General features: G+C 57.0%; 21 protein-coding genes and 1 riboswitch. Of the genes, 13 read left to right on the top strand and 8 right to left on the bottom strand.

Annotated features, from left to right (window positions below):
• Positions 1–287 precede the first annotated feature (287 nt).
• Complete coding sequence (locus HMJ29_RS03455; protein ID WP_171590177.1) at positions 288–1,133, top strand: oxidoreductase; 846 nt, start codon at positions 288–290, stop codon at positions 1,131–1,133.
• A gap of 82 nt (positions 1,134–1,215) precedes the next feature.
• On the opposite strand, the gene hrpB is transcribed toward HMJ29_RS03455, so the two are convergent.
• A complete protein-coding gene (gene hrpB / locus HMJ29_RS03450) occupies positions 1,216–3,744 on the bottom strand; it encodes an ATP-dependent helicase HrpB (RefSeq protein WP_171590176.1) in 2,529 nt (842 codons plus the stop codon).
• A gap of 86 nt (positions 3,745–3,830) precedes the next feature.
• Complete coding sequence (locus tag HMJ29_RS03445; RefSeq protein WP_171590175.1) at positions 3,831–4,154, bottom strand: rhodanese-like domain-containing protein; 324 nt, start codon at positions 4,152–4,154, stop codon at positions 3,831–3,833.
• A 122-nt stretch (positions 4,155–4,276) separates the two neighbouring features.
• On the opposite strand from HMJ29_RS03445, the gene pnuC reads away from it, so the two are divergent.
• Genes pnuC through HMJ29_RS03425 form a run of 4 tightly spaced genes read left to right on the top strand, consistent with a single transcriptional unit; the run spans position 4,277 to position 6,817 of the window.
• Complete coding sequence (gene pnuC, locus HMJ29_RS03440) at positions 4,277–4,915, top strand: nicotinamide riboside transporter PnuC (protein WP_171590174.1); 639 nt, start codon at positions 4,277–4,279, stop codon at positions 4,913–4,915.
• Entirely contained in the window at positions 4,915–5,469 is a 555-nt protein-coding gene (locus HMJ29_RS03435; protein WP_171590173.1) for an AAA family ATPase, read from the top strand. The genes pnuC and HMJ29_RS03435 overlap by 1 nt, the downstream gene beginning before the upstream one ends.
• Positions 5,470–5,496: 27 nt before the next feature.
• Positions 5,497–6,372, top strand: coding sequence for an aldose 1-epimerase family protein (locus HMJ29_RS03430; RefSeq protein WP_171590172.1), 876 nt, complete (start codon positions 5,497–5,499; stop codon positions 6,370–6,372).
• 13 nt (positions 6,373–6,385) lie between these two features.
• Positions 6,386–6,817: a GNAT family N-acetyltransferase gene (locus HMJ29_RS03425; protein WP_171590171.1), complete on the top strand. Its 432-nt coding sequence runs from the start codon at positions 6,386–6,388 to the stop codon at positions 6,815–6,817.
• A gap of 179 nt (positions 6,818–6,996) precedes the next feature.
• Here the strand turns inward: HMJ29_RS03425 and HMJ29_RS03420 are convergent, their stop codons facing one another.
• Positions 6,997–7,242 carry a hypothetical protein gene (locus HMJ29_RS03420; protein ID WP_171590170.1) on the bottom strand — a complete coding sequence of 82 codons (246 nt, stop codon included), beginning with the start codon at positions 7,240–7,242 and terminating at the stop codon, positions 6,997–6,999.
• A gap of 199 nt (positions 7,243–7,441) precedes the next feature.
• A riboswitch (TPP riboswitch) is annotated at positions 7,442–7,550 on the top strand.
• Positions 7,551–7,609: 59 nt separating this feature from the next.
• Between HMJ29_RS03420 and HMJ29_RS03415 the strand changes: the two genes are divergently transcribed.
• Positions 7,610–10,093: a TonB-dependent receptor gene (locus HMJ29_RS03415; protein WP_171590169.1), complete on the top strand. Its 2,484-nt coding sequence runs from the start codon at positions 7,610–7,612 to the stop codon at positions 10,091–10,093.
• Positions 10,094–10,279: 186 nt separating this feature from the next.
• On the opposite strand, the gene HMJ29_RS03410 is transcribed toward HMJ29_RS03415, so the two are convergent.
• Positions 10,280–12,019, bottom strand: coding sequence for an APC family permease (locus HMJ29_RS03410; protein WP_171590168.1), 1,740 nt, complete (start codon positions 12,017–12,019; stop codon positions 10,280–10,282).
• A gap of 501 nt (positions 12,020–12,520) precedes the next feature.
• Here HMJ29_RS03410 and HMJ29_RS03405 point away from each other — a divergent pair.
• Positions 12,521–13,753 (top strand): acyl-CoA dehydrogenase family protein, encoded by a 1,233-nt coding sequence (locus tag HMJ29_RS03405; protein WP_171590167.1) that lies wholly within the window; start codon positions 12,521–12,523, stop codon positions 13,751–13,753.
• A 232-nt stretch (positions 13,754–13,985) separates the two neighbouring features.
• Here HMJ29_RS03405 and HMJ29_RS03400 read toward each other — a convergent pair whose 3' ends face one another.
• Positions 13,986–14,687 carry a DUF3575 domain-containing protein gene (locus HMJ29_RS03400; protein WP_171590166.1) on the bottom strand — a complete coding sequence of 234 codons (702 nt, stop codon included), beginning with the start codon at positions 14,685–14,687 and terminating at the stop codon, positions 13,986–13,988.
• A gap of 114 nt (positions 14,688–14,801) precedes the next feature.
• Positions 14,802–15,263 carry a DUF4268 domain-containing protein gene (locus HMJ29_RS03395; RefSeq protein ID WP_171590165.1) on the bottom strand — a complete coding sequence of 154 codons (462 nt, stop codon included), beginning with the start codon at positions 15,261–15,263 and terminating at the stop codon, positions 14,802–14,804.
• A gap of 133 nt (positions 15,264–15,396) precedes the next feature.
• Here HMJ29_RS03395 and HMJ29_RS03390 point away from each other — a divergent pair, with 133 nt between their 5' ends.
• Positions 15,397–15,732 carry an HIRAN domain-containing protein gene (locus tag HMJ29_RS03390; RefSeq protein WP_171590164.1) on the top strand — a complete coding sequence of 112 codons (336 nt, stop codon included), beginning with the start codon at positions 15,397–15,399 and terminating at the stop codon, positions 15,730–15,732.
• A gap of 27 nt (positions 15,733–15,759) precedes the next feature.
• On the opposite strand, the gene HMJ29_RS03385 is transcribed toward HMJ29_RS03390, so the two are convergent.
• Together HMJ29_RS03385 and HMJ29_RS03380 are read right to left on the bottom strand one after the other, a co-directional pair.
• On the bottom strand, positions 15,760–16,737 hold the full coding sequence (locus HMJ29_RS03385) for a hypothetical protein (RefSeq protein ID WP_171590163.1): 978 nt from the start codon (positions 16,735–16,737) through the stop codon (positions 15,760–15,762).
• Positions 16,738–16,972: 235 nt separating this feature from the next.
• Complete coding sequence (locus HMJ29_RS03380; RefSeq protein WP_171590162.1) at positions 16,973–17,653, bottom strand: DUF3575 domain-containing protein; 681 nt, start codon at positions 17,651–17,653, stop codon at positions 16,973–16,975.
• 221 nt (positions 17,654–17,874) lie between these two features.
• Here HMJ29_RS03380 and ruvB point away from each other — a divergent pair, with 221 nt between their 5' ends.
• From ruvB to queG, 5 genes are all read left to right on the top strand, one after another.
• Entirely contained in the window at positions 17,875–18,921 is a 1,047-nt protein-coding gene (gene ruvB, locus HMJ29_RS03375; RefSeq protein ID WP_171590161.1) for a Holliday junction branch migration DNA helicase RuvB, read from the top strand.
• Positions 18,922–19,155: 234 nt separating this feature from the next.
• The gene (locus HMJ29_RS03370) at positions 19,156–19,683 is read left to right on the top strand and encodes a DUF2975 domain-containing protein (protein ID WP_171590160.1); all 528 of its coding nucleotides are present in this window, start codon (positions 19,156–19,158) and stop codon (positions 19,681–19,683) included.
• 3 nt (positions 19,684–19,686) lie between these two features.
• Positions 19,687–19,896, top strand: a complete 210-nt coding sequence (locus HMJ29_RS03365) for a helix-turn-helix domain-containing protein (protein WP_171590159.1) — start codon at positions 19,687–19,689, stop codon at positions 19,894–19,896.
• A 596-nt stretch (positions 19,897–20,492) separates the two neighbouring features.
• On the top strand, positions 20,493–20,888 hold the full coding sequence (locus HMJ29_RS03360; RefSeq protein ID WP_244678758.1) for a putative quinol monooxygenase: 396 nt from the start codon (positions 20,493–20,495) through the stop codon (positions 20,886–20,888).
• A gap of 187 nt (positions 20,889–21,075) precedes the next feature.
• A complete protein-coding gene (gene queG, locus HMJ29_RS03355) occupies positions 21,076–22,032 on the top strand; it encodes a tRNA epoxyqueuosine(34) reductase QueG (protein WP_171590158.1) in 957 nt (318 codons plus the stop codon).
• The last annotated feature ends 46 nt before the right edge of the window (positions 22,033–22,078 follow it).

Genomic DNA, 22,078 nt, shown 5'->3' with positions numbered 1-22,078 from the left:
ACCTTAACTAAAAAAGCCCCAATGAATTTCACTGGGGCTTTCCGCTGAGGGGAGCTGTTGAGATGAGAAACGGGAATAGAGATACCGCAAGCACTGCGGAGATGATGATTTTAAGTAAGTCTCCCCAATTTGGGGGCGCTTTATGAGTAAATCATGAATGCGCTACTTAGAGCGAAGCCGGAGCATATTTCAGGCCCTTCAAAACTCCTGAGCTATTTCTTCAGTTATACTTCCCAGCCTGCTGAAATAATAGGTGGGCTTCTTCTCATTTTTTCCCTCGAACTTCCATGGCAGACACTAAAACCTGGTTTATTACCGGCGTAAGCACCGGTTTCGGCAAAGAGTTGGCCGAGTATTGCCTCAGCAATGGCGACAAAGTAGCCGCCACCTTCCGCAAGCAGGAGCAGGCCGATGAGTTCACGCAAAAAGCCGGCGAAAACGGCCGCGGCTTTGTGTGCGATGTAGTGCATGAGCAGCAAGTAAAGGCAGCCGTACAGGCAGCTATCGAGCATTTCGGCCAGTTGGACGTGGTCGTTAACAACGCGGGCTACGGCTCTTTGGGCAGCATTGAAGAAATTGACGATGCCGAAGTGCAGCGCCAGTTTGATGTAAACGTGTTCGGGCCGTTGCGCGTGCTCCGGGCAGTGCTGCCTCACTTGCGCGAGCGGAAAAGCGGCCACGTGCTCAACATCACCAGCATTGGTGGCCTGAAAACCTTCCCTGGGGTGGGTGTGTACAACGCCAGCAAATTTGCCCTGGAGGCCATTGGTGAGAGTCTGGCTCAGCAGGTGGCTCCCCTCGGCATCAAAGTCACGAACATTGAGCCCAGCGGCTTCCGCACGGAGTGGGCCGGCAGCTCGGCTACCTACGTCGATACCAAGATTGAGGATTACCGCTCTACCGTGGGCGAAAACCTCAAAGGCATTCAGAGCTACAGCGGCAAGCAGCCCGGCGACCCGCAGCGCGCTGCCAAAATCATGTTCGACGTGGTGCGCCAGGAAAATCCTCCGTTGCACCTGCCCCTCGGCAAAGCCGCTGTGAAAGGTGCCCGCGAAAAATTTACTAGCCTAGTGAAAGATCTGGAAGCTGTAGCCGACCTCGGCGACTCCGCTGACTTCCCGGCCGGCGAGTAAGCAACAAAAACCAAGCAAACAGCCCCGCAGTGTATAACTGCGGGGCTGTTTGCTTTATGGATAGATGTAGCCTTGCAGTAGCCTACAAGCCGTTCTGCTTTTTGGTACCCCGGATAGCTTGCGCCTCCAACGGGTTCTCGGGCCAATAATGCTTGGGGTAACGCCCGCGCAGCTCCTTGCGCACCTCAAAGTAGCTGCTGGTCCAGAAGCTGCGCAAGTCGCGCGTGACCTGGGCGGGGCGGTAGCCGGGCGAGAGCAGATGGAGCGTGAGAGGCACGCGCCCGCCGCCTACCATAGGCGTATCCAGCAGTCCAAATACTTCCTGCAGCCGCACGGCCAGCACCGGAGCCGCCGGCTCGGAGTAGTCTAGCCGGATGTGGGAGCCGGTGGGCACCTCAAGGTGAGAGGGGGCCAGCTTGTCGAGTTCCTGGCGCTGGGCCCAGCCCCCGGGCAGGCGGTTGAGCAGGGCTTCAGCTAAATCTACCCGGCTCAGCTCAGCCATGGACTTTACGTTGGTGAGGTACGGGCCAAGCCAATCCTCCAGTTCGTCCAGCAGCTGCTCATCTGAAACGCTAGGCCAGTTATCAGGCGCCAGATGCTGCAGAAATGCCAGCCGCTCCCGCACTTGGGTGGCCGCCTCGCTCCAGGGCAGCCGACTGATGCCTGCGGTCCGCAAAGCTCCCAGTAGTGCCGCCGAAATAGCTTCGGAGCTTGGGTTGGGCAGGTTAGCTTCAGATAAAACCAGTGCCCCCAAGCGGCGCAGGCGGCGCGCTACTACGCGGCCGGTAGCCTCATCCCACCGTACTTCCTCCAGCGTTTCTATCTGCGTGGCGAAGTGCTCTTCTAGCTCGGCTTTGCTGAGCGGAGCTGCTAAGCCAGCCCGGGGTTGGGCGGCGGTGCCATCCAGCGCGGCCACGGCAAAGTACGCATCCTGGGAGCTAAAGTACTCGGCAGGCAGCGTGGCCCGCTGGCCGGTTACCAGGCGCACGCGCTCTGGAGTTTCCCGTTGGCCTAGGCGGTCGGGGTAGGCCAGGGCGGCCAGTAGCCCCGCTACGTCAGGCTCTATTTCTCCTCTTACCCCGGCGCGGTTGCGGAGCACGGCGGCGGCTTCCCGCACCCGGCGCACCGCGCCGGCATCGGGTTGCAGCCCGGGGAGCGGGGCCCGGCCCGTTACCAGAGCCTCCAGGCGTAGGCGCAAATCTGGTGGGCCAAAAGAGCCATCGGCGGGGCGCAGAATATCGCGCTCGGTGAGCAAAGCCGCCAGAGCGCATGCCGTAGCGCCGTGGCCTGTTTCTTTGCCGCGCACTACCAGGTGGGCGAGGCGTGGGGCCAGGCCCAGGCCTGCCAGCAGGCGGCCGTGGGCAGTAGGGTGGCAATCGGGCGTGAGGGCCTGCAGGCGTACCAGCAGCTCACGGGCCTGGGCCAGCGCCGGGGCGGGCGGGGCATCCAGCCAGCGCAGGGCTGATGCGTCGCGGGCACCCCAGAGGGCCAGCTCCAGGGCCAGGGCGCTGAGGTCGGCGGTAAGAATTTCGGGGGCGAGGTGGTGAGGGAGTTGCTCGTAGTCGTGGGCTGTCCAGAGCCGGTAGCAAGTGCCGGGCCCGAGGCGGCCCGCGCGGCCCCGGCGCTGATCGGCGGCGGCCTGGCTCACGGGCTCAGTACCCAAGGTGGTAAGGCCAGTGCGCGGCTCGAAACGGGGCACGCGGGCGTAACCGCCATCTACTACTATCGTGACGCCTTCAATAGTTAAGCTGGTTTCGGCGATGCTGGTGGCCAGCACAATCTTGCGGCGGCCATTAGCAGCCGGGCGCAGGGCTGCATCCTGCTGCTCGGCGGGCAGCTCCCCGTGCAGCACGTGTATATCAATGGTATCGGGCAGCGAGGCGAGCTTATCTGCCACGCGGCGCTGGTCGGCTAGGCCAGGCAAGAATACCAGCACGTCGCCAGTGGCGTGCTCCGCCAGAGCTTCGCGGATGATGACTGGTGTAAGATCCTGCAGCTTTTCGTGGGGCCGACGGCTGGCAGTAGCGGCCCGCGCCGGGCTTAAGTAGTGCGTTTCTACCGGAAACATGCGGCCTAGGCTGCGCACCACTGGCGCACCCAGCCAAGCGCCAAGCCGGTCAGCGTCCAGCGTGGCCGACATAACCAGCAGGCGTAGATCCGGCCGCAGCACACTTTGGGCATCCAGCGCCAGTGCAAGGCCAAGGTCGGCCTGCAGGCTACGCTCGTGAAATTCATCAAACAGCACCGCTGCCACGCCTTCCAGGGCCGGGTCATCCTGAAGCTGACGGGTCAGAATTACTTCTGTGACTACTTCAATTCGGGTTTGCGCCGATACTTTACTTTCCAGGCGCATGCGGTACCCTACCGTTTGGCCTACGGGCTCACCCAGGAGCTGGGCCATGCGGATGGCTGCTGCCCGGGCTGCCAGCCGTCGGGGTTCCAGCACAAGTATTCGGCCTCCTTCCCGCCACGGTGCATCCAGCAGGGCCAGTGGTACCACGGTCGTTTTACCCGCGCCGGGCGGAGCCTGCAGTACAGCTATGGTAAATGCCGCTAGCGTTTGCAGCAGCTCGGGTAGGGCGTCTCTTATCGGGAGGTCGGGGAGGAGCATGGCGTATTGTTCAGGCGGGTTTAGCCCGCAGAGGACGCGGTGTTTGCGCGGAGGGTGCGGAGTTGTTCTGGGGCAAACCGAGTGGCCTAGTACACTGCTACCGACGGATCGACGCGGGTGCTCCAGGCGTGAATGCCGCCGCGCAGGTTCAGGAGGTTGGTCATTTCGTGGCGGTGCTGCAGGTAAGCTAGGGCCTGCATGGAGCGCACCCCGTGGTGGCAGATGAGCACCGTAGGCCTATCGGGGTCAATTTCCTCTACCCGGCTGGCCAGCTCACCCAGCGGAATCAGGTGGCTGCCTGCAATGCGGCAGTACGCGTACTCTTCGGGCTGGCGCACATCGATGAGCTGGAGGTCATCGCCGCGCTGCAGGCGGGCGTGCAGGTCTTCGGGGGTGAGTTCGGGGAGCATAAGGGGCAGTGCCAGTGAGGAAGAAAAACAAGGGACAGCCGCAAAATTAACCCGTGGCGGGTTAGCTTTGGTCTTTGCCGCGCAACCCGGTCAGGGAAGAGTGGCCTGGCTTAAACTTAGCAGTGCTTTTCGTTTTGTCGCAGTCGTTTTACGAGTTCTGGACCGCTGCCGCGGGTAATACGCCCCTGGAGTGGGTGGCCGTTGTAACCGGTTTTGCCTGTGTGTGGCTGGCGGCCCGCGAGTCACTCTGGAATTTTCCAGTGGCTATTTTCAGCTGCGCCTTATACATAGTGGTGTACTTTCGGCAGGCCCTGTACTCCGACAGCTTGCTGCAAATCATGTTTATCGGGCTGAGCGTGTATGGCTGGTACGAGTGGCTGTATGGTGGGCGCAGCAAAACAGAGCTGCCGGTTTCGCGCACGCGGCGCTGGGAATGGCTGCTATGCGCACTGTTTATACCCGCTTTCACCTTTGGCTTTGGCTATTATCTGGATAACTACACCCAGGACACCGTACCTTATTGGGACAGCTTTACCACGGCCGGCAGCTTGGGGGCGCAGTTTCTGATGATGCGCAAGCGCCTGGAAAACTGGTGGCTATGGATAATAGTGGACATCGTGTACGTGCCAATTCTGTGGCATAAGCAGCTCTACCCCACCAGCGTACTTTACGCAGTCTATCTGGGCCTGGCGGCCTACGGCTTCTGGGAGTGGCGCCGGGCACTGCACACGGCTGAATCATCTTCTCTAGTCTCGGCCTGATGCTGCGAATTGCTTTAACTGGTCCTGAATCAACGGGGAAAACTACGCTAAGCCGCCAGCTGGCCGAGCAGTACCGCACTGCCTGGGCACCCGAGTATGCCCGCCAGTACCTGGAGGAGCGCGGCCCCGACTACACGCTGGCGGATCTGGAGGAAATAGCGCGTGGGCAACTGCAGGCCGAAGACGCCGCCGTGCAGCAGGCCCGGCACCTGGGCAAGCACCTGGTGTTCCTGGATACCGACTTGCTGGTGATAAAAATCTGGTCGGAGCATGCGTTTGGACACTGCCCCGAGTGGATTTTGCGCCGGATTGCGCAGCACCATTATAGCCTGGTGCTGCTGTTAGGCGTAGATTTGCCCTGGGAGCCCGACCCGCTGCGGGAGCATCCCAATCATCGGCAGTACTTTTACGACCTCTACCAGCGCGAATTGCGCAGCCAAGTAGCGAACTTTGCAGAAATAAGCGGTTCACCGGCCCAACGGCTGGAGCAGGCCTGCTTTTACGTGGATGAGTTACTACGTGGAGGCGAATCTTCCCGCCCCACTTCCGCGTAAGGCCGCAAACTGCTTACTGCTATCGAAATGACCTATTTCCTCGAAAATGAACAATGCCGTGTGGGTATCAACTCTCACGGGGCAGAGCTCAGCAGCTTCATCCGCAAGGACCTGGGCGAGCTGGAATACATCTGGGCGGCCGACCCTGCCGTGTGGGCGCGTCATGCGCCGGTGCTGTTCCCTATTGTGGGGCGCCTGCCGCAAGATGAATTCAGCTACCAGGGCCAGACCTACACCTTAGGCCAGCACGGCTTTGCCCGCGACCAGGAGTTTCAGGTGCTAAACCACTCCAATACTGCCGTGGCTTTTGAGCTGCGGGCCAATGAAGAAAGCCGCCGCAAGTACCCCTTTGATTTTGTGCTGCGCATCAGCTACCGGTTGGCGGGCACCATGCTCACTGTGGGCTGGGAAGTTGAAAACCCTGGTACCGGCGAGCTATTATTCAGCATTGGCGCGCACCCTGCCTTCCGGTGCCCCCTGGTAGAAGGCGAGGCGTTTGAGGACTACGATTTCGTGTTTGATCAGCCGGTAACCGTGGAGCGGCACTTGCTGGAAGGTGGCCTGCTGAACGGCAAAACTGCTGCTCTGCTGGAAGAGCAGGAAACGCTGCCCCTGAGCTACCCATTATTTGCCGATGATGCCTTGGTGCTGAAGCATTTTGACTTTACCCACGTAACCTTGCGCAGCCGCCGCTCCGGCCGTGGGGTGCGGGTGCGCTTCGATGGCTTCCCGTTCCTGGGCCTCTGGACCAAGGGTGCCAAGGCGCCATTTGTGTGCATTGAACCCTGGCACGGCATTGCCAGCTCTACTACTGACTCGGGGGAGCTAGCCGACAAAGAAGGAATTCTGACGCTGGGCCCCCATCAACAATTTCTCACTTCCTACAGCATCACTGTTGAGTAACCTTTTGGCCTGAATGTCAAACCAAGTACAAATTCGCCCCATTACGGCCGCCGAAACCTACACGCTTCGCCACCAAGTGCTCTGGCCCCAGGAGACGCCAGATTATATTAAGCTGAATAACGATGATCAGGGCCACCACTTTGGGGCCATGTACAACGGGCAGCTCGTCTCGGTTATCTCCCTGTTCATTGATGGCAATGTGGCTCGCTTCCGTAAGTTCGCTACCCGCCCCGACTGCCAGGGCCAGGGCATCGGCTCTAAGCTGCTGCGCCACGCCATGGACTACGCTCGGGATAAGGGCGCCCAGCGCATCTGGTGCGACGCCCGCGCCGTGAATGAGGCCTTCTACCGTGCCTTCGGCCTGGAGCCAGAAGGCAACCGCTTCTACCGTGGCACCATCCCTTACATGCGCATGGCCCGAGACCTGCAAGAACCCGTACTCTAGGCCTGTAATGAGCTAGGCCTATAGGCCGAAAACATAGTACACTAGACCGTCATGCTGAGTGGAGCCGAAGCATCTCTACCTCTGGCTAATCCTATGTTAGCACCACGGTAAAGATGCTTCGGCTCCGCTCAGCATGACGGTCTTTCGTATTCTAACCAGAGAAATAAACCCTAAGTGGCCTAGAGCAGCATGGGCTCAGTGGGGCGCACTGGCGTACGAGTAGGCCGGCCATAGTCGGGTTCCCAGTCATTGATGGGGCGAGTAATGCCGGGCGGCAGGTCGAGGTCGGGGAGGCCATCATCGAGCGGTTCACCGCCATCATCGTCGTTGTCGGGGGAGGGGGGCTGCCGAAACCGCCGGCGCGGCGAGAGGAGGAAGTAGACCAGAATGGCCAAAACCACGAGCATGTAAACGATGATGTTCATGGTGGAAGATGATTAAAAGGGCGAACGGGATGGGACGCAGCGAGCTATAGCAGAATAACGGAGGCCGCGCGGGAGTTGTTTTGGCAAACGGGATTTTCTGAGGGAGTGAGCCTTGCCTAAGTTACGTGATTATCAGGCGAAAGTAAAGTAACTGTGCGCCGACTGCTGGAACTGGCTCAGGCTTGCCTACATTTGCTGCCAGAAGTTTTAGGGGTGCCTCTAGGCCAGTAATGGCCACGGCGGCTGAGATCATACCCATTGAACCTGCCCGGGTAATGCCGGCGAAGGGAACAAACGATCCGCGAACGAAACACCTAAGGTGCCGACCCCTGGCGCCGGGTCCGTTCCACCTTTCCAGTTTTTCTAGTTGAAAAATGTACTAACTACCGGAGTAGCCGTCTTGGCGCTTTCGGGCTCGGCATGGGCGCAAGGCCCCGTGTCCGGCACCATTCGCGATGCCCGCACCGGCACCGCTTTGCCTGGGGCTACCATCTTGCTTGATGGCTTAGCCGTAGCGGCCGCCGCCGATGGCACTTTCACGCTGCCTGCCGTGGCTGCTGGCGCCCATGAGCTACGCATCACATTTGTGGGGTATGAGCCTCTGGTAAGCCGGGTGCTAGGCCAGGAGGCTCCTCAGCAACTACAGCTCACGCTGCAGCCGGGCGGCGTGCTCACCGGCGACGCTCTGGTTACTGCCTCCCGGGCCAATGAACGCACGGCCACGGCCTATACCAACGTGAGTAAGCAGGAGCTGGCCAAGCGCAACTTCGGACAGGACCTGCCCTACCTGCTCGACCAGACGCCTTCCGTGGTGGTGAATTCTGATGCCGGCGCCGGCGTAGGCTACACTGATATCCGTATTAGGGGCACCAGCAACACGGGCATCAACATGACCATCAACGGCGTGCCCCTGAACGACCCGGAGTCGCACGGCTCGTTTCTGGTGAACCTGCCTGACCTGGCTTCTTCCATCAACAACCTGCAGGTGCAGCGCGGCGTGGGCACCAGCCAGAATGGCGGCGCGGCCTTCGGAGCCAGCATCAACATCTCAACCCTCGAAAACCGCCAGGAAGCTTACGCCGAAACCCAGAATACCTACGGCTCTTTCAACACCTGGAAAAACAACGTTTCCTTCGGGACGGGCCTACTGGGCAAGCACTTCACCGTGGATGGGCGCTTGTCGCGGATTGCCACTGACGGGTACATGAACCGTGCGTTTTCGGATCTGAAGTCGTACTATCTCTCGGCGGGCTACCAGGCTAACAACACGCTCATCAAGTTCATCACCTTCTCGGGCCGCGAGAAAACCTACCAGGCCTGGAATGGGGTGCCTGAGCCCGCCATTACCGGCAACCAGGCATTGCTGCAGCAGTTCATTGATAACGGCGAGCTAAGCGAGGCCGATGCCGAGCGGGTACGCCGCGAAGGCCGCCGCTACAGCTACTACACCTACGACAACCAGACCGATAACTACCAGCAAAACCACTATCAGCTCCATTTGTCGCAGGGCCTGGGGCCAGACTGGAATATCGGGGCGGCCTTGCACCTCACCCGCGGCTTTGGCTACTACGAAAGCTACCGCGCCAACCGTAAATTCTCGGCCTACAACCTCGATAACGTAGTAATTGGCGGCCAAACCATCACGCGCACCAACCTGGTAGACCAGAAGTGGCTGGACAATTACTTCTACGGTGGCACCTTCGCGCTTAACTACCAGCCCAAGCAGAATGACAAGCTGCAGGCTACGCTGGGCGGCGCCTGGAACCGCTTCACCAACGACCACTACGGCGAGGTGATTTGGGCTCAGTACGCGTCTAACAGCAACATCCGGCAGCGCTACTATTTCAACGACGCCACCAAGACCGACTACAACGGCTACGCCCGCGCTACCTACCAGGTGCTGCCCCGCCTGGGCGTGTACGGCGACTTGCAGGTGCGTCGCATTGAGTACGACCTCAACGGCCTGGAAAGCGCCCAGAACGACGTAACCACCCGCGCCCGCTACACCTTTATTAACCCCAAAGCTGGCGCCACTTTCTCCCTGGGCGAAGGCCAGCAGCTCTACGCCAGCTACGCCGTAGGCCAGCGCGAGCCCGTGCGCTCCGACTTCACCGACCGCCCGGCCGGCGACCAATCGGCCAAACCTGAGCGCCTTGATGACTATGAGGGTGGCTACCGCTTGTCGTTGCCGAACACCAACTGGCTGGGCGCCAACACGGCCGTGCGCTTCGAGGCCAATTACTTCTACATGAATTACCGCAACCAGTTGGTGGCTACCGGCCAGCTGAATGATGTGGGAACCGCCCTGCGGACTAACGTAGCGCGTAGCTACCGCACTGGCCTGGAGCTAACCGGCTTTGCCTCGGCCAATGACCTGATCAGCCTGAGCAGCACGCTTACCTTAAGCCGCAACCGCATCCTGAACTACCGCGACGTGAGCTATGATGCGGATTATAACCCCGTTGTCGCCACTGAAGCCCGCACCACCACGGTATCGTATTCGCCTTCCGTGATTTCGGCGCACACCCTGGAGGGGCAGCCGCTAAGTGGGCTACGCGTGGCGCTGCTCTATAAAACCGTGAGCCGCCAGTACCTCGATAACTCTACCAGCGAAGACCGCCGCATCAAGCCCTATCAGGTGCTAGATTTCCGGGTGCGCTACGCCCTTCATCCGGTGTTCGTGAAGGAAATTGAGCTAGGCCTGTTGGTGAACAATGTGCTCAACCGCCGCTACGTAGCCAACGGCTACACCTACGGCTACCCCGATGCCAACGGCCTGCAACAGACCTTCAACTGGTACTTCCCGCAGGCTACCCGCAACTTCCTGGCGTCTGTGGGAGTTAAATTTTAGATAGTTACTGTGAGCCGTTTAAGGTCATTGCGGGCAGAGCGAAGCAGTCCTGCTTTAGGTCTTGACAATCTCTGATCTGCTTAAAAGCCCTTACCTCCACGCTGGAGGTAAGGGCTTTTTATTAGGCAATAAGGGGCTTTACAAGTGAAAAAGGGAGTTTGCTCTCAATAAATGGCCTGGAGCAGATCAGATGATCAACCGCACACCGCCCAGCTCTGATATCTGGTAGGGGAAACGGTCGCCGGGGGAGCCGATGAACATGAAGTTCTTGGGAATTTCCCACTCTTCGGAAAGCTGGTCAATAAGCTCGGGGCCGAAGGTACCGGGCATGGCTACTACTTCCACCTCAATCTGCTCATAGGCGCGGTCCAACACCCGGATGTCGTTCATGAGCTCTTCCGGAAACGTCTCACCATCCTGCAGTAAGGTCACGATTTTAAGGCGGTTAGTAAACTCGTTTTCTACCACATAGGCCATTACCTTGTTGAGGTTCGAGACATTGTCGCCCTTGGTGAAGAACACAAATTCCTGCTGGTGCAACTGCCGCAGCTTCCGCCGCACCAAGAGGCGCGCTACCCGTGAAAACCGCGGCGAGTGCTCAGCAAATGACTTCATGGCCGCCAGCGTGAGGTTCAGGATGGCCGTGCGGTTGAGCATGCCATACACCAGCAGCATGGCCGGCAGGAAGTACTGCAGAAACACGATGAGGTAGTCGGGGTGCAGCCGGATGTTGCCGTACAGGGCCAGCAAAATGCTCAGCAGGGCCACCGTAACCGTGAGAATACCGGCGTACACCGGCCGCGGCAGGTTGGGTCGCTTGCTCTTAAGCAGGAAGTTGCCCAGCGCAAAAAACGCCATTACCGACAGGAAGGAAATAGTATACACCCCCGACAGCGGCCCCAGCTGCCCGTTAGTAATCAGCAACACCGAAACGCACAGCAAAAAGAAAACAATCAGAATGAGGTAGTTGCTCTGGCGCTTGTTTTCCTTCAGAAACGACTGGGGCAGAATCCGGTCCAGAGTCATGCGCTTCATGAGACCACTCACGCCCACAAACGAGGTAAGTACGGCCCCGCTGAGTACGGCTACGGCATCTACAGAGATGAGCGTGCCCAGCCAGCGGCCACCAGTTTTAGTGCCCAGGTAGGAGAGGAGAGTTTCCGTGTTGGGGCCCACCTCGGCCAGCGGTAGCGCTGCCACTGCCAGAAAGGCAATAACCGGGTTGAAAAAGCTCACTACCACCCACATGTTGCGCAGGGTTTTACCAAAAACCCCCGGCGCCTGTTCTTCCACGAAGTTGGCGGAGCTCTCAAAACCCGAAATACCCAGCATGGCTGCGCTAAACCCAAAGAACAGGGCCGTTAGCAGGTGTCCTCCCGGTACGGGCTGCGTGAAGTTGAAGGATAAGGTGCCGAAACCGTTGGTAGCCAGAAACCAGATGGTGGCTATTACCAGCAAGGTAAGTGAGGTAAGGTGCACCAGAAAAATACCCACTGCCACCTTCGCCGACTCCGAAATACCCAGAATAGTAAGAGCCAGAAACAGGCCAAGCAGCCCCAGCGTGGCCCCAATAATGGGCAGCCCGTGCCATAGCGTGTGCAGGTAGTGCATGGCCTCACTGGCCGAAATTACGGCCGTGGCCATGTATGACAGGATGGTGAGGCAAGCTGCCAAGGCCGCGTTGCGCTTGCTTGTGGTGTTAAGCAACACGTTATAAGCACCCCCGTTGAGCGGCAGGGCTCCTACCACCTCACCATAAATCTTACGAAATAGGAACAGCACCGCCCCCACAAATAGCAGCGCTACCCACGCGTATTGGCCAGCATAGGCAATGGCTAATGCTGACACGTACAAGCAAGAGGAAGAAATATCATTGCCACAAATGGCAGTGGCCTCCAGCTCGTTTAGTTTCTTTTCGTGGCTCATGGGGGGAAATGCGGCGGATGGGACTACCTTCTACGAAAGGTAGGCGTTTGTGTCGTTGCTGGCGGGTAATTGCACCTCTGGGAGGGCTCAGCTAAGCCTCGCACTACCGAAATAACTGGTAGAGAAAGTACTGCGCTGCTTAGTTGGTTTGATCTTCTGATAAGCTCAACCATTGCCGCGTACTATTATTTAGGAAGGAGCTATTTTCTAATCTCGAAAAACGGTACTTTATTTATAAAAATTAGCGCGAAGCTATTTTTTCGGCACACGCTTTGCCGGAGGCTTTATACGACTTATTTGGCCGGGAATCTGCCTCCTGGCTTTTAATGGGCACACCGCTGGAGGGCAGTTCTGGCATTCTTCCTCCGCGCCCCGTGCCCCAAGACCCTGACTAGCCCCCTTTCTGGTCAGGGTTTTTTGTCTCTAGGCCAGTAGGGGTGAACCGGCGTTCCTTTCTGAAATGTTTATCTTTGGAAAGATAACCCCACCCACCTTTCTACTATGTCTTCGCAAGCTGACGTTCTCTCACCCAAGGCTCAGGTACAGCAAAACAAAGGCTCCCTGAATGCCGCTGGCTTTACTGATTATTACGACATCGATGGCCTCCTGACCGAGGAGCACAAGCTCATCCGCCAGAGCATGCGCGACTTCGTGAAGAAGGAAATTTCGCCTAATATTGAGCAGTGGGCCCAGCAGGCGCACTTCCCCTCCGAAATTGTGCGCAAGTTTGGTGAGGTGGGAGCTTTTGGCCCGACCATCCCCACGGAGTACGGCGGCGGTGGCCTGGACTACATCAGCTATGGCCTGATTATGCAGGAGATTGAGCGCGGCGACTCCGGTATGCGTTCTACTGCCTCGGTGCAGGGCTCCTTGGTAATGTACCCTATTTACCAGTACGGCTCTGAGGAGCAGCGCCGCAAGTTTCTGCCCAAGCTGGCCTCCGGTGAATGGCTCGGCTGCTTCGGCCTCACGGAGCCCGACCACGGCTCCAACCCCGGCGGTATGATCACCAAAATCGAGGATAAAGGTGACTATTACCTGCTGAACGGCGCCAAGCTCTGGATTTCGAACTCCCCCGAGTGCCAGGTAGCCGTAGTGTGGGCCAAGGACGATAACGGCCGCATCCGGGGCGTGATTGTGGAGCGCGGCATGGAAGGCTTCACTACTCCCGAAATTCATAATAAGTGGAGCCTGCGCGCCAGCATCACCGGCGAGCTGGTGTTTGAGGATGTGCGCATCCCCAAGGAAAACATCCTGCCCAACATCGACGGCCTCAAAGGCCCACTTTCCTGCCTCGACTCGGCCCGTTACGGCATTGCCTGGGGCGCCCTGGGAGCTGCTATTGACTGCTATGAGTCGGCGCTGAAGTACTCTTTGCAGCGTGAGCAGTTCGGCAAGCCTATCGCCTCCTTCCAGCTCCAGCAGCGCAAGCTGGCCGAAATGATTACCGAAATCACGAAAGCCCAACTGATGGTGTGGCGCTTGGGCATGCTCAAGAACGAAGGCAAAGCTACCTCGGCCCAGATTTCCATGGCCAAACGCAACTCAGTAGAAATTGCTCTAGAAATTGCTCGTGAAGCTCGTCAGATTCACGGCGGCATGGGCATCACGGGTGAGTACCCTATCATGCGCCACATGATGAACCTGGAGTCAGTAGTGACCTACGAAGGCACCCACGACATTCACCTGCTCATCACCGGCGCCGATATTACGGGAATTCAGGCGTTCAAGTAAGTCTGGGAAATATTACACTGAAACGGCCGTTCTGGAAACAGAGCGGCCGTTTTGTTTAATCAAGGTCGTATGAAAGAGGGTATTCAGCGTGAATTGTGAGTGGCTGTGTTACGCTGGGTTTGTTTGCGGCAGTGTACCTGTCTGTAGCCTCTCCTAAGCCTCCTAAGTAAGCTCAAGTGCGCACTTGGACTGTCCCTCATACCTTGGTATCGGATAGTAGTAGGTGCGTGAACTACTGGTAGCTCCCTCCCACCCGCCGCAACAGACGGTAACCCACGCGGAAAGATGCGGTAAGGTGTAGTCGGTCAACGTAGCCGCCATCGGCGGGTTGGGTGCCTAGCTGCCACTCTTGGTAGCGGTAGTTGTAGGCGCTAGCCGAGTCGGCGGGCTGCTCGTTGCGAATGCGGGAGTAGCGGGCCGGCACCCGCCGAAGCCCCAAGCCCAGGGCTGTTTCAACCCACCAGCGCTGCTGCCGGCCAAAGGGATAAAGCCAGCCGTATTTCAGGCCCGTACCCCATGTATGACGCACAATGCGGGCTTGGTCGTAAGTGAAAAAAGCGCCCTTACGTTCCAGTACCCCGTAGTGGTTGGTAGAAGCATACGGCACATAGAAACCCTCAACTGCCACAAACTGCTGACTCCTTCTAGCAAGCGGCAGGTAATAGCGCACCTCCGCCCGGTACGTTTGATGGCGCACCTGCTGCTCCGGCTGCCGAAAGCTTTTGGCCAGCACTACGCGCGTGCCGAAATCGACTCCCAGGCTGAGCTGAGGCAGTAAAAAATACTCGATGCCTACCTGCAACGTAGGTCGGCGCGGATCGGCAAGGGAGACAGGGGCAATGCGCGGTGCCCAGCGCCGGAGCGTGTCGGCAGGAGAGTTGGGCACCTCTGCTGCTGAGAGGCAGGTTAAAACCAGGATAAAAGTAATCAACATAGAATGAGTCCGCTAGCGTAAAAGGGAGAGGAGAATTCCAGGGCTATGGTTGCAAGCCTCTCCTTTCTGAGCGGTATCGATAGTCACTTATACAGCGCCAGTAGGCCATGTCTACTACCGCAACTCATCAAACGCGTACTGCGCAGTACTCCAAAATTCATCCAGGGCCATAATGCGCGGTTTAAAGAACGAGATGAGCCTAGGCCAGTCGTCGCGCGAGAATAAGTTGGCGGGGCGCAACTCCTGGTAGATCCGGCTGATGAGCTGGCCGTTGGCATCTTCCGTAGTGGGCTCCCAAATCCATTGTTCGCCCAGAGTTTCGTGCAGCACGAGCTTCAGGGCTTCAAACTGCTCAAAAAACAGCTCCCGGATATCGGAGTCGGGGTGCGTGAGCTCAATGCCGATGGTAGCGTGGCGGCCGTCGGCGTGCATGCGGAAGTACACGTGTTTGAGGCCGGTTTTGTAATTGATCCAGTTGGTGGGTACGCCCTCGGCAGACGGTACTGGCTGCATATACTGCCCAAAGGTGGTCCAGAAGGCTTGGCGGAGCTGGCTGACTTCAGTTTTGCTGTACATTGAAAAGAAAGGCACCAGCTGAGCCAGGCCTGTTTTGGTGAGTGGAGGTAAGGGCTACAAATACCCACGCTGAGCCGACGTGGCAGATCTGCTCGTTCCGGTGTTATTTTACGGCTTCACTTCCTCTTCCGCTATGTCTACGTCTTCTCCTGAACCTCTGATCTTGTTGGAATGCCTGGTGGCCGGTACCACGCACCGCACTGGCCTACGCGAGCTTGAGCCTCAGCTGCAACCCAACCAGCCTCTCGCCCTGCAGCGGGAGCCCGACAGCTCCTACGACGACTGGGCCGTACGCGTGTACACCACTGGTGCCAATGCTTTCTGGCTGGGGTACCTGCCCGAAGGCCGCAACGAAACCGTGGCGCGCCTGCTGGATGCGGGCTACCCGGTGGCGGCGCGCCTCACCCACAAAGCCTGGGAAGAGGACTGGCTGCACCTGGAAATTGAAGTGCTGCTAGAGCGGGCCTAGGCCAGTTGCAGTAGGGAGAAGGGTGGCCTAGAGCAAGTCGGCCAGGGCCATAACTTCTTCGCGGGCCTTGGCAATTTCCGGGTCGTTGGGGAAGGTATGCTGCACCCAGCGCGTGAAGCCGGTTACCATTTCGCCCACTGCCTGGCGGTGGCTGGCCGGCGCAGCTTCCGCGGTGGCGGGGTCGGCATCGGTAGGCAGAGTGGGAAATAGCTCTTCCAATCCAATGCGCGCCATAATATCCGACACGAACACCATGCCGCATACCTGCATGCCCTGGTAAAGCTGAATCAGCTCGGGCATGGTCAGGGAAAGCTGCTCTTGGGCGTGCGCCCGGCCCAAGTGCTCCAGCAGTGGCTCCAGAGCTTCGGGCTGCAGGTTTTTCAACTGGCCTACGGCGCGCATAAAGGGGTGGTCGGCGGCCTGAGGCAGGCTATGCACCAGTAGCAAAGACAGGCGCAGCATCTGAAGCTGCGGCTCGGAGAGGTTTAAGTTGGCAACCGGTGGCACGGGGGCCGGAATATGCGCTATGTATTGAGCGAAGACTTCTTCAATCTGCAGACGATGCAGGCCGAGGGAAGCTGCGCCAGCGGGAGCTGGCACATGCTCTTCCAGGGTAGTGAGGAACGCGCCGCTGAGCTCCAGGCAATACTCATTAAGTACCATGAGCTGCTCCTCCTGAATGTGCATCTGCTGCTGCACGTAGGCCAGTACGGGTACGGCCAGGGAGGTCTGCAGCGTGAGGCGCCCCAGCAAAAGCAAGTGATAGAGGGCCAGCGGCTCGGTGCGAAGTGCTGCCAGAAGCGCCGTGTGGTCCTGAATGGTGTTGAGCCGCTGAACATCGGCCGAGTCTAGGGCCGTAAGCTCATGGAGCTGCTGAGAAAAGTCTGTGTCAGGCCGGCTGAATAGTTCAGCGGCGGCCATACCATGTAAGCTCAGGCAATGAGCCAGTTGGTCGTAAAAATCAAGGGGGAGAGCGTCGAGCCAGGAAGAAGAAGGAGAAGACATGCAGCAACAACTGATGAAGCCGCAAGTTACGGGCGCAGCAATACCGAACTGCTGTTGGGCTGGTGAGAAAGGTCAGCACGTAGTACGTGCCACAAAAGCCTGTTTCTCGTCGAACACAGTGAGCATCCGAAGCCGCGCGGTATTGGCTACTCGCTGGCCGCTCGTCGCGAAACGGGGTTTTGCGCTACAAAATGCTACCAGCCTATCGTCTTTGGGTGCACTGCCTAAGACAGGCCTAGCGGGTTACCAGTGTATATGCTAGGCGCAGGGCCAAAGCGGGGTGCACCTTCCGCTGCACTCCAGGGTCAGGCGTCTTACTCAGGAAGTTCTGCTCGGGTGCATCGTAGAGGTAGTCGCCGGGGCGTTCATTCTGCGTGGTGTACTCGGTTTCAATGCGCCGGAAGCCGAGACCCAAGGCGGCATCCAGCCAGAACCGCTGGCCCAGCCGGCGCATCATGCCCGCTTTCAGGGCGCCGCCCTCAATGGTCTTTTCAATGTGGGCCTGCTCATACGCCCGAAACTCGCCGTTGCGGTAGAAGTTGCCCTTGCCCAGGTCATACTCTTCCGGCACATAAAAGCCTTCGGCGGCTACGTACCATTGCTTTTGCTCAGTGCGCGGGAAGTAATAGCGCGCCTCAGCCTTAAACTTCTGGTAGCGCATGTTCTCCTTCTTGATGTTCCAGCTGAACAGATGCAGCGGCGTAAACCGGAACCCGTAGTCTAGCTCCAGGCCTATGCGAGGCACCGGCCGGAACTCTGCTCCCAACAAAATTGCGCTGGTGCTGGGGTCAAACAGCGTAAGGGGCGCAATCTTCAACAGCAGCCGCTCGGTGGGCCGCGCGGCGGGCGTAACCGATTGGGCAGAGAGTTGATGGGATAAGGCCATGCTGGCCAGCAGGAGATAGAAGTTGCGCATCAACAAATGGGGTAGCAGCCTGGCCTAGAGGGAGTAGAGGCTGCCCGAAAATAGCAAAACAGATGCTCTCAGCCTAGTTATTCAGTTAATGAGCAGCCTAGAATACAAGCTTTGCTAATTTAATTAGCCAAAATAGACTTTGGACAATATTTTTTGCTAAAAAAGGCACAAAGCCGAATGATCGGGTGTTATCTTTCGACAAACAGAACCGACTTACGCTTATGCGCGAACCGTATATGACGGGTGGCAACGAACACTTCGACGCCACCGACAAAGACATTGACAAGGCCTTGCGCCCGCTCTCCTTCGATGACTTCACGGGGCAGGGTAAGGTGGTTGAAAACCTGAAAGTATTTGTGGCCGCCGCCAAGCAGCGCGGTGAGGCCCTCGACCACGTGTTGCTGCACGGGCCTCCCGGCCTGGGCAAAACCACCCTCTCGCACATCATTGCCAATGAGCTGGAATCAGGCATCAAAATGACCAGCGGCCCGGTGCTCGATAAGCCCTCCGATCTGGCTGGCCTGCTCACGAACTTGGAGCCCAACGACGTGCTCTTTATTGATGAGATTCACCGCCTGAACCCGGTAGTGGAAGAGTACTTGTACTCGGCCATGGAAGACTACCGCATCGACATCATGCTCGACTCGGGTCCGAATGCGCGTTCGGTGCAAATTTCGCTGTCGCCCTTCACGCTGATTGGGGCTACCACGCGTTCGGGTATGCTCACGTCGCCGCTACGGGCCCGTTTCGGTATTAGCTCCCGCCTGGAGTACTATGATTCCAAGCTGCTGACCAGCATTGTGCAGCGCTCGGCCGAGATTCTGGGCACGCCTATTTACGAGGATGCCGCCTTTGAAATTGCCCGCCGCTCACGTGGTACGCCCCGTATTGCCAACAACCTGCTGCGCCGCACCCGCGACTTCGCCCAGATCAAAGGCACCGGTACCATCACAAAGGAAATTGCCCACTTCGCCCTCAACGCCCTGGACGTAGACCAGAACGGCCTCGACGAAATGGACATCCGTATCCTGACCACCATCATCGACAAGTTCAAAGGTGGTCCCGTAGGCTTGTCTACCATTGCCACCGCCTGTGGTGATGAGGCCGAAACCATCGAGGAAGTGTACGAGCCCTTCCTGATTCAGGAAGGCTTCATCAAGCGCACCAGCCGCGGCCGCGAAGCCACGGAAAATGCCTACAAGCACCTCGGCCGCCCCATGCCCCAACACCTGCGCGGGAATGAGGCTACAGGAGAACTGTTTTCCTAGCACCAGGACTGCCTGACAACACAAGCGGCAGCTTACGGATACGTTCTGTAAGCTGCCGCTTGGTGTTTGTACTCGTCATATTATACCCTCCAATGGGGCATAGCTTCCGAAGTAGAAGATGTATTGTTGTATTTTTATTGATTATCAATAAATTTTTATCGATATTTGAAATGTAGAAAGTTAGTTGCCGAATAAGAGAAGACTAGCGGATGGTCATTATCCAACACAACGCTTATGAAAACCAATTCAACTTTTGTCCTGAAGGTAATGCGCATTATGTCTTGGGTGCTGTTTGTTGGGTTTTGCATCCAAATTGGGTCTGTGCTCATTTCTGTTTTAGTAAGTGAGTTTCTAAATCCCGGAGGAGCGCAAATTCTTGCCATGGGAATGGATCTCTCAGCCTTGAAAAACTATAGCGAAGCACATTACGCCGGTGTGGTATCTCTCACAGTATATTTCTTGGCAATTAAAGCTTGTATGGCCTACTTGGTAATTCAGCTGTTCCGGAAAACAGATTTTGAAGCACCGTTCAGCATTGGTGTGGCCGCGCTCATAACAAGAATTAGCTTTGTGGCTTTAAGTGCCGGCGTAGTGGGGTTGGTTGCCAATAGATACACCAAATGGCTTGTAAAAAGTGGTGTTGTTGAGACGCTGACCTGGCCAGGCGGGGAATTTCTGCTGTTGGCTGGTATTGTCTTCCTTATTGCTCAGATTTTTCAAAGAGGTGCCGACCTTCAAGCCGAAAATGCCCTGACGGTATAACCTATGCCTATAGTCGTGAACCTTGACGTTATGATGGCCAAGCGGAAGATGAGCCTAAGTGAGCTATCAGAAAAGGTAGACCTTACGTTAGCTAACCTCTCCATCCTAAAGACCGGCAAAGCCAAAGCAGTGCGATTCAGCACGCTTGAGTCATTATGCAAAGCCCTTGATTGTCAGCCAGGCGACATTTTAGAATGCCGCTCATCCATCTAGCTGAAACTACTAACATAGGCCAGGTGGTTTTCCTGGATAGTGATATCTAGGAAAACCACCTGGCCTGTGTTATGCTTGGCCGTGACCTAACTCGTGCCCATGGTCTTTTTTTCTCCAAGCGCTGGGGAGATAGGATTTATTTACTTCAGTAAAGGGCGAGTTCCTAATAAGCAGTCAATAGAGAACAGATTGTCAACTTGACTAGCGTAGTCAGTATGAGCCGAGCCAGAATAGCAAAGCTGTACAAGCGGGCTACGTACTGCTATGCCCTACCTTTCATTTTCCTGATTCTGGCAATGGTAGGAATAGGGGAGGGGCTGCTTTTAGGTGCATTCTGCCTGAGCTTATTGCTGTTTGCGGTAACTGGTCTCGTATTCACTTGGAGAGGCCTAGGACTTTCCTCTAGAAGCGGTGACTACGAGAAAAAGGATGTAGGCTTTGCCAACCTAATAGTAGGGGTGATACTAGGCGGCCTAGGTTTGCTGGCCCTTGGGTTTGCCTATGTGCGAACCAGCCTGTAGCCAAGATAGTACGTAGGCAGGTACGTAGCTCGCTGGTCCCTATCCTAGCGCATTAAAAATGAAAAGCCCAATAGAATGAAACTGTCTCTAACTGTAGCATTACTTTTTCTTCTTTTTACCTGTGTATTAGCGCAAAAGAAAAGCATGATGATTAGGATAGCTGAAATAGAAGTTGAGGCAACTAGTTTAGAAAAATACAAGGCTATCTTAAAAGAAGAGTCCCGAGAATCAATGAAGTTAGAGCCCGGAGTTATTTCTATATATCCAATGTATCAGAAAGAAAACCCAACGCAGATACGGATTCTGGAGATATATGCCAGCAGAGAGGCCTACGAAGCGCATTTGAAAACGCCACATTTTCTGAAATACAAGACAACTACCCTGAATATGGTAAAGGCTTTGAAGCTCACAGAAATGGATGCAATTGATGCGGAAACTATGCCTCGCATTTTTAAAAAGCTAAAGAAGTAGAGCGCGACAGCCTATAGCTTATGCCATAGCATACCTGTGATAAACGTAGAATAAAAGCCAAGTGGGGCACTGGCAGTTGCGAAACTCGCATAGCTCCGCAGTCTTAATAGGTAGCTCAGAGCTACTCGGGCAAGAACGCTTCTGTAAGAAAGGGTGTTTCGGCATTTCTAGCCGACCTTTGTACCCAATGCTCCCCACTGCTCACTATACTGCCTTCATTAAGCGCCGCGCCGCGGAGCTGGGCTTTATGTATTGCGGTATTTCCAAGGCGGACTTTCTGGAGGAAGAAGCGCCGCGGCTGGAGAACTGGCTCAACCGCCAGATGCACGGGCAGATGGCCTACATGGCCAACCACTTTGATAAGCGCCTCGACCCGCGCCTGCTGGTAGACGGAGCTAAGTCGGTGATTTCGCTGCTGCTCAACTACTACCCACCCGAGGAAGCCCAGCAGCCTGATGATACGCTCAAAGTCAGCAAGTACGCCTACGGCCGCGACTACCACTTCGTCATCAAAGACAAGCTCAAGACCTTACTGCAAGATATGCAGGAGGAGATTGGGGAAATAGGCGGGCGGTGCTTTGTGGACTCAGCACCGGTGATGGACAAGGCGTGGGCCAAGAAGAGTGGCCTAGGCTGGGTAGGCAAGAACAGCAACCTGATCCGGCCGGGCGTGGGCTCTTTTTTCTTCATTGCTGAGCTGATCGTAGACGTAGAACTGGCCTACGACGGTCCCATCAAGGACTACTGCGGCACCTGTACTAAATGCATGGACGCCTGCCCAACGCAGGCCATTACCGAGCCCTACGTAGTAGATGGCAGCAAGTGCATTAGCTACTTCACCATTGAGCTGAAAGACCAGATTCCACGGGAGGTGGAAGGCAAGTTTGGCAACTGGGTATTCGGGTGTGATATATGCCAGGACGTATGCCCCTGGAACCGCTTCTCCAAACCCCACCAGGAGCCACAGTTCAATGCCCATCCCGGCCTCAAAGACCTCACCGCCGGCGACTGGCGCGAAATCACCCACGAGCTATTCTCGGAACTGTTCAAGCAATCGGCCGTGAAGCGTACGGGCTATGCAGGCCTCACGCGCAACATCAAGTTCGTGACGGGAGAAGATACGCCAGCCATCCAGGAAGGATAGTGGCCTAGCATGTCATAACTGATAATCCTCTCCCAATTAGGCAGAA

This window comes from Hymenobacter taeanensis, from assembly GCF_013137895.1.
In the GTDB taxonomy this organism is placed as follows: Bacteria; Bacteroidota; Bacteroidia; order Cytophagales; family Hymenobacteraceae; genus Hymenobacter; species Hymenobacter taeanensis.
Note: the sequence above shows the minus strand (reverse complement) of the source record. Positions and strands in the feature narration are given on the sequence as shown.

Bases quoted from the DNA above. Each gene is read 5' to 3' on its own strand.
- HMJ29_RS03455 (WP_171590177.1), top strand. From the start codon at position 288: ATGGCAGACACTAAAACCTGGTTTATTACCGGCGTAAGCACCGGTTTC.
- hrpB (WP_171590176.1), bottom strand. From the start codon at position 3,744: ATGCTCCTCCCCGACCTCCCGATAAGAGACGCCCTACCCGAGCTGCTG.
- HMJ29_RS03445 (WP_171590175.1), bottom strand. From the start codon at position 4,154: ATGCTCCCCGAACTCACCCCCGAAGACCTGCACGCCCGCCTGCAGCGC.
- HMJ29_RS03435 (WP_171590173.1), top strand. From the start codon at position 4,915: ATGCTGCGAATTGCTTTAACTGGTCCTGAATCAACGGGGAAAACTACG.
- HMJ29_RS03430 (WP_171590172.1), top strand. From the start codon at position 5,497: ATGACCTATTTCCTCGAAAATGAACAATGCCGTGTGGGTATCAACTCT.
- HMJ29_RS03425 (WP_171590171.1), top strand. From the start codon at position 6,386: ATGTCAAACCAAGTACAAATTCGCCCCATTACGGCCGCCGAAACCTAC.
- HMJ29_RS03420 (WP_171590170.1), bottom strand. From the start codon at position 7,242: ATGAACATCATCGTTTACATGCTCGTGGTTTTGGCCATTCTGGTCTAC.
- HMJ29_RS03410 (WP_171590168.1), bottom strand. From the start codon at position 12,019: ATGAGCCACGAAAAGAAACTAAACGAGCTGGAGGCCACTGCCATTTGT.
- HMJ29_RS03405 (WP_171590167.1), top strand. From the start codon at position 12,521: ATGTCTTCGCAAGCTGACGTTCTCTCACCCAAGGCTCAGGTACAGCAA.
- HMJ29_RS03400 (WP_171590166.1), bottom strand. From the start codon at position 14,687: ATGTTGATTACTTTTATCCTGGTTTTAACCTGCCTCTCAGCAGCAGAG.
- HMJ29_RS03395 (WP_171590165.1), bottom strand. From the start codon at position 15,263: ATGTACAGCAAAACTGAAGTCAGCCAGCTCCGCCAAGCCTTCTGGACC.
- HMJ29_RS03390 (WP_171590164.1), top strand. From the start codon at position 15,397: ATGTCTACGTCTTCTCCTGAACCTCTGATCTTGTTGGAATGCCTGGTG.
- HMJ29_RS03385 (WP_171590163.1), bottom strand. From the start codon at position 16,737: ATGTCTTCTCCTTCTTCTTCCTGGCTCGACGCTCTCCCCCTTGATTTT.
- HMJ29_RS03380 (WP_171590162.1), bottom strand. From the start codon at position 17,653: ATGCGCAACTTCTATCTCCTGCTGGCCAGCATGGCCTTATCCCATCAA.
- ruvB (WP_171590161.1), top strand. From the start codon at position 17,875: ATGCGCGAACCGTATATGACGGGTGGCAACGAACACTTCGACGCCACC.
- HMJ29_RS03370 (WP_171590160.1), top strand. From the start codon at position 19,156: ATGAAAACCAATTCAACTTTTGTCCTGAAGGTAATGCGCATTATGTCT.
- HMJ29_RS03365 (WP_171590159.1), top strand. From the start codon at position 19,687: ATGCCTATAGTCGTGAACCTTGACGTTATGATGGCCAAGCGGAAGATG.
- HMJ29_RS03360 (WP_244678758.1), top strand. From the start codon at position 20,493: ATGAAACTGTCTCTAACTGTAGCATTACTTTTTCTTCTTTTTACCTGT.
- queG (WP_171590158.1), top strand. From the start codon at position 21,076: ATGCTCCCCACTGCTCACTATACTGCCTTCATTAAGCGCCGCGCCGCG.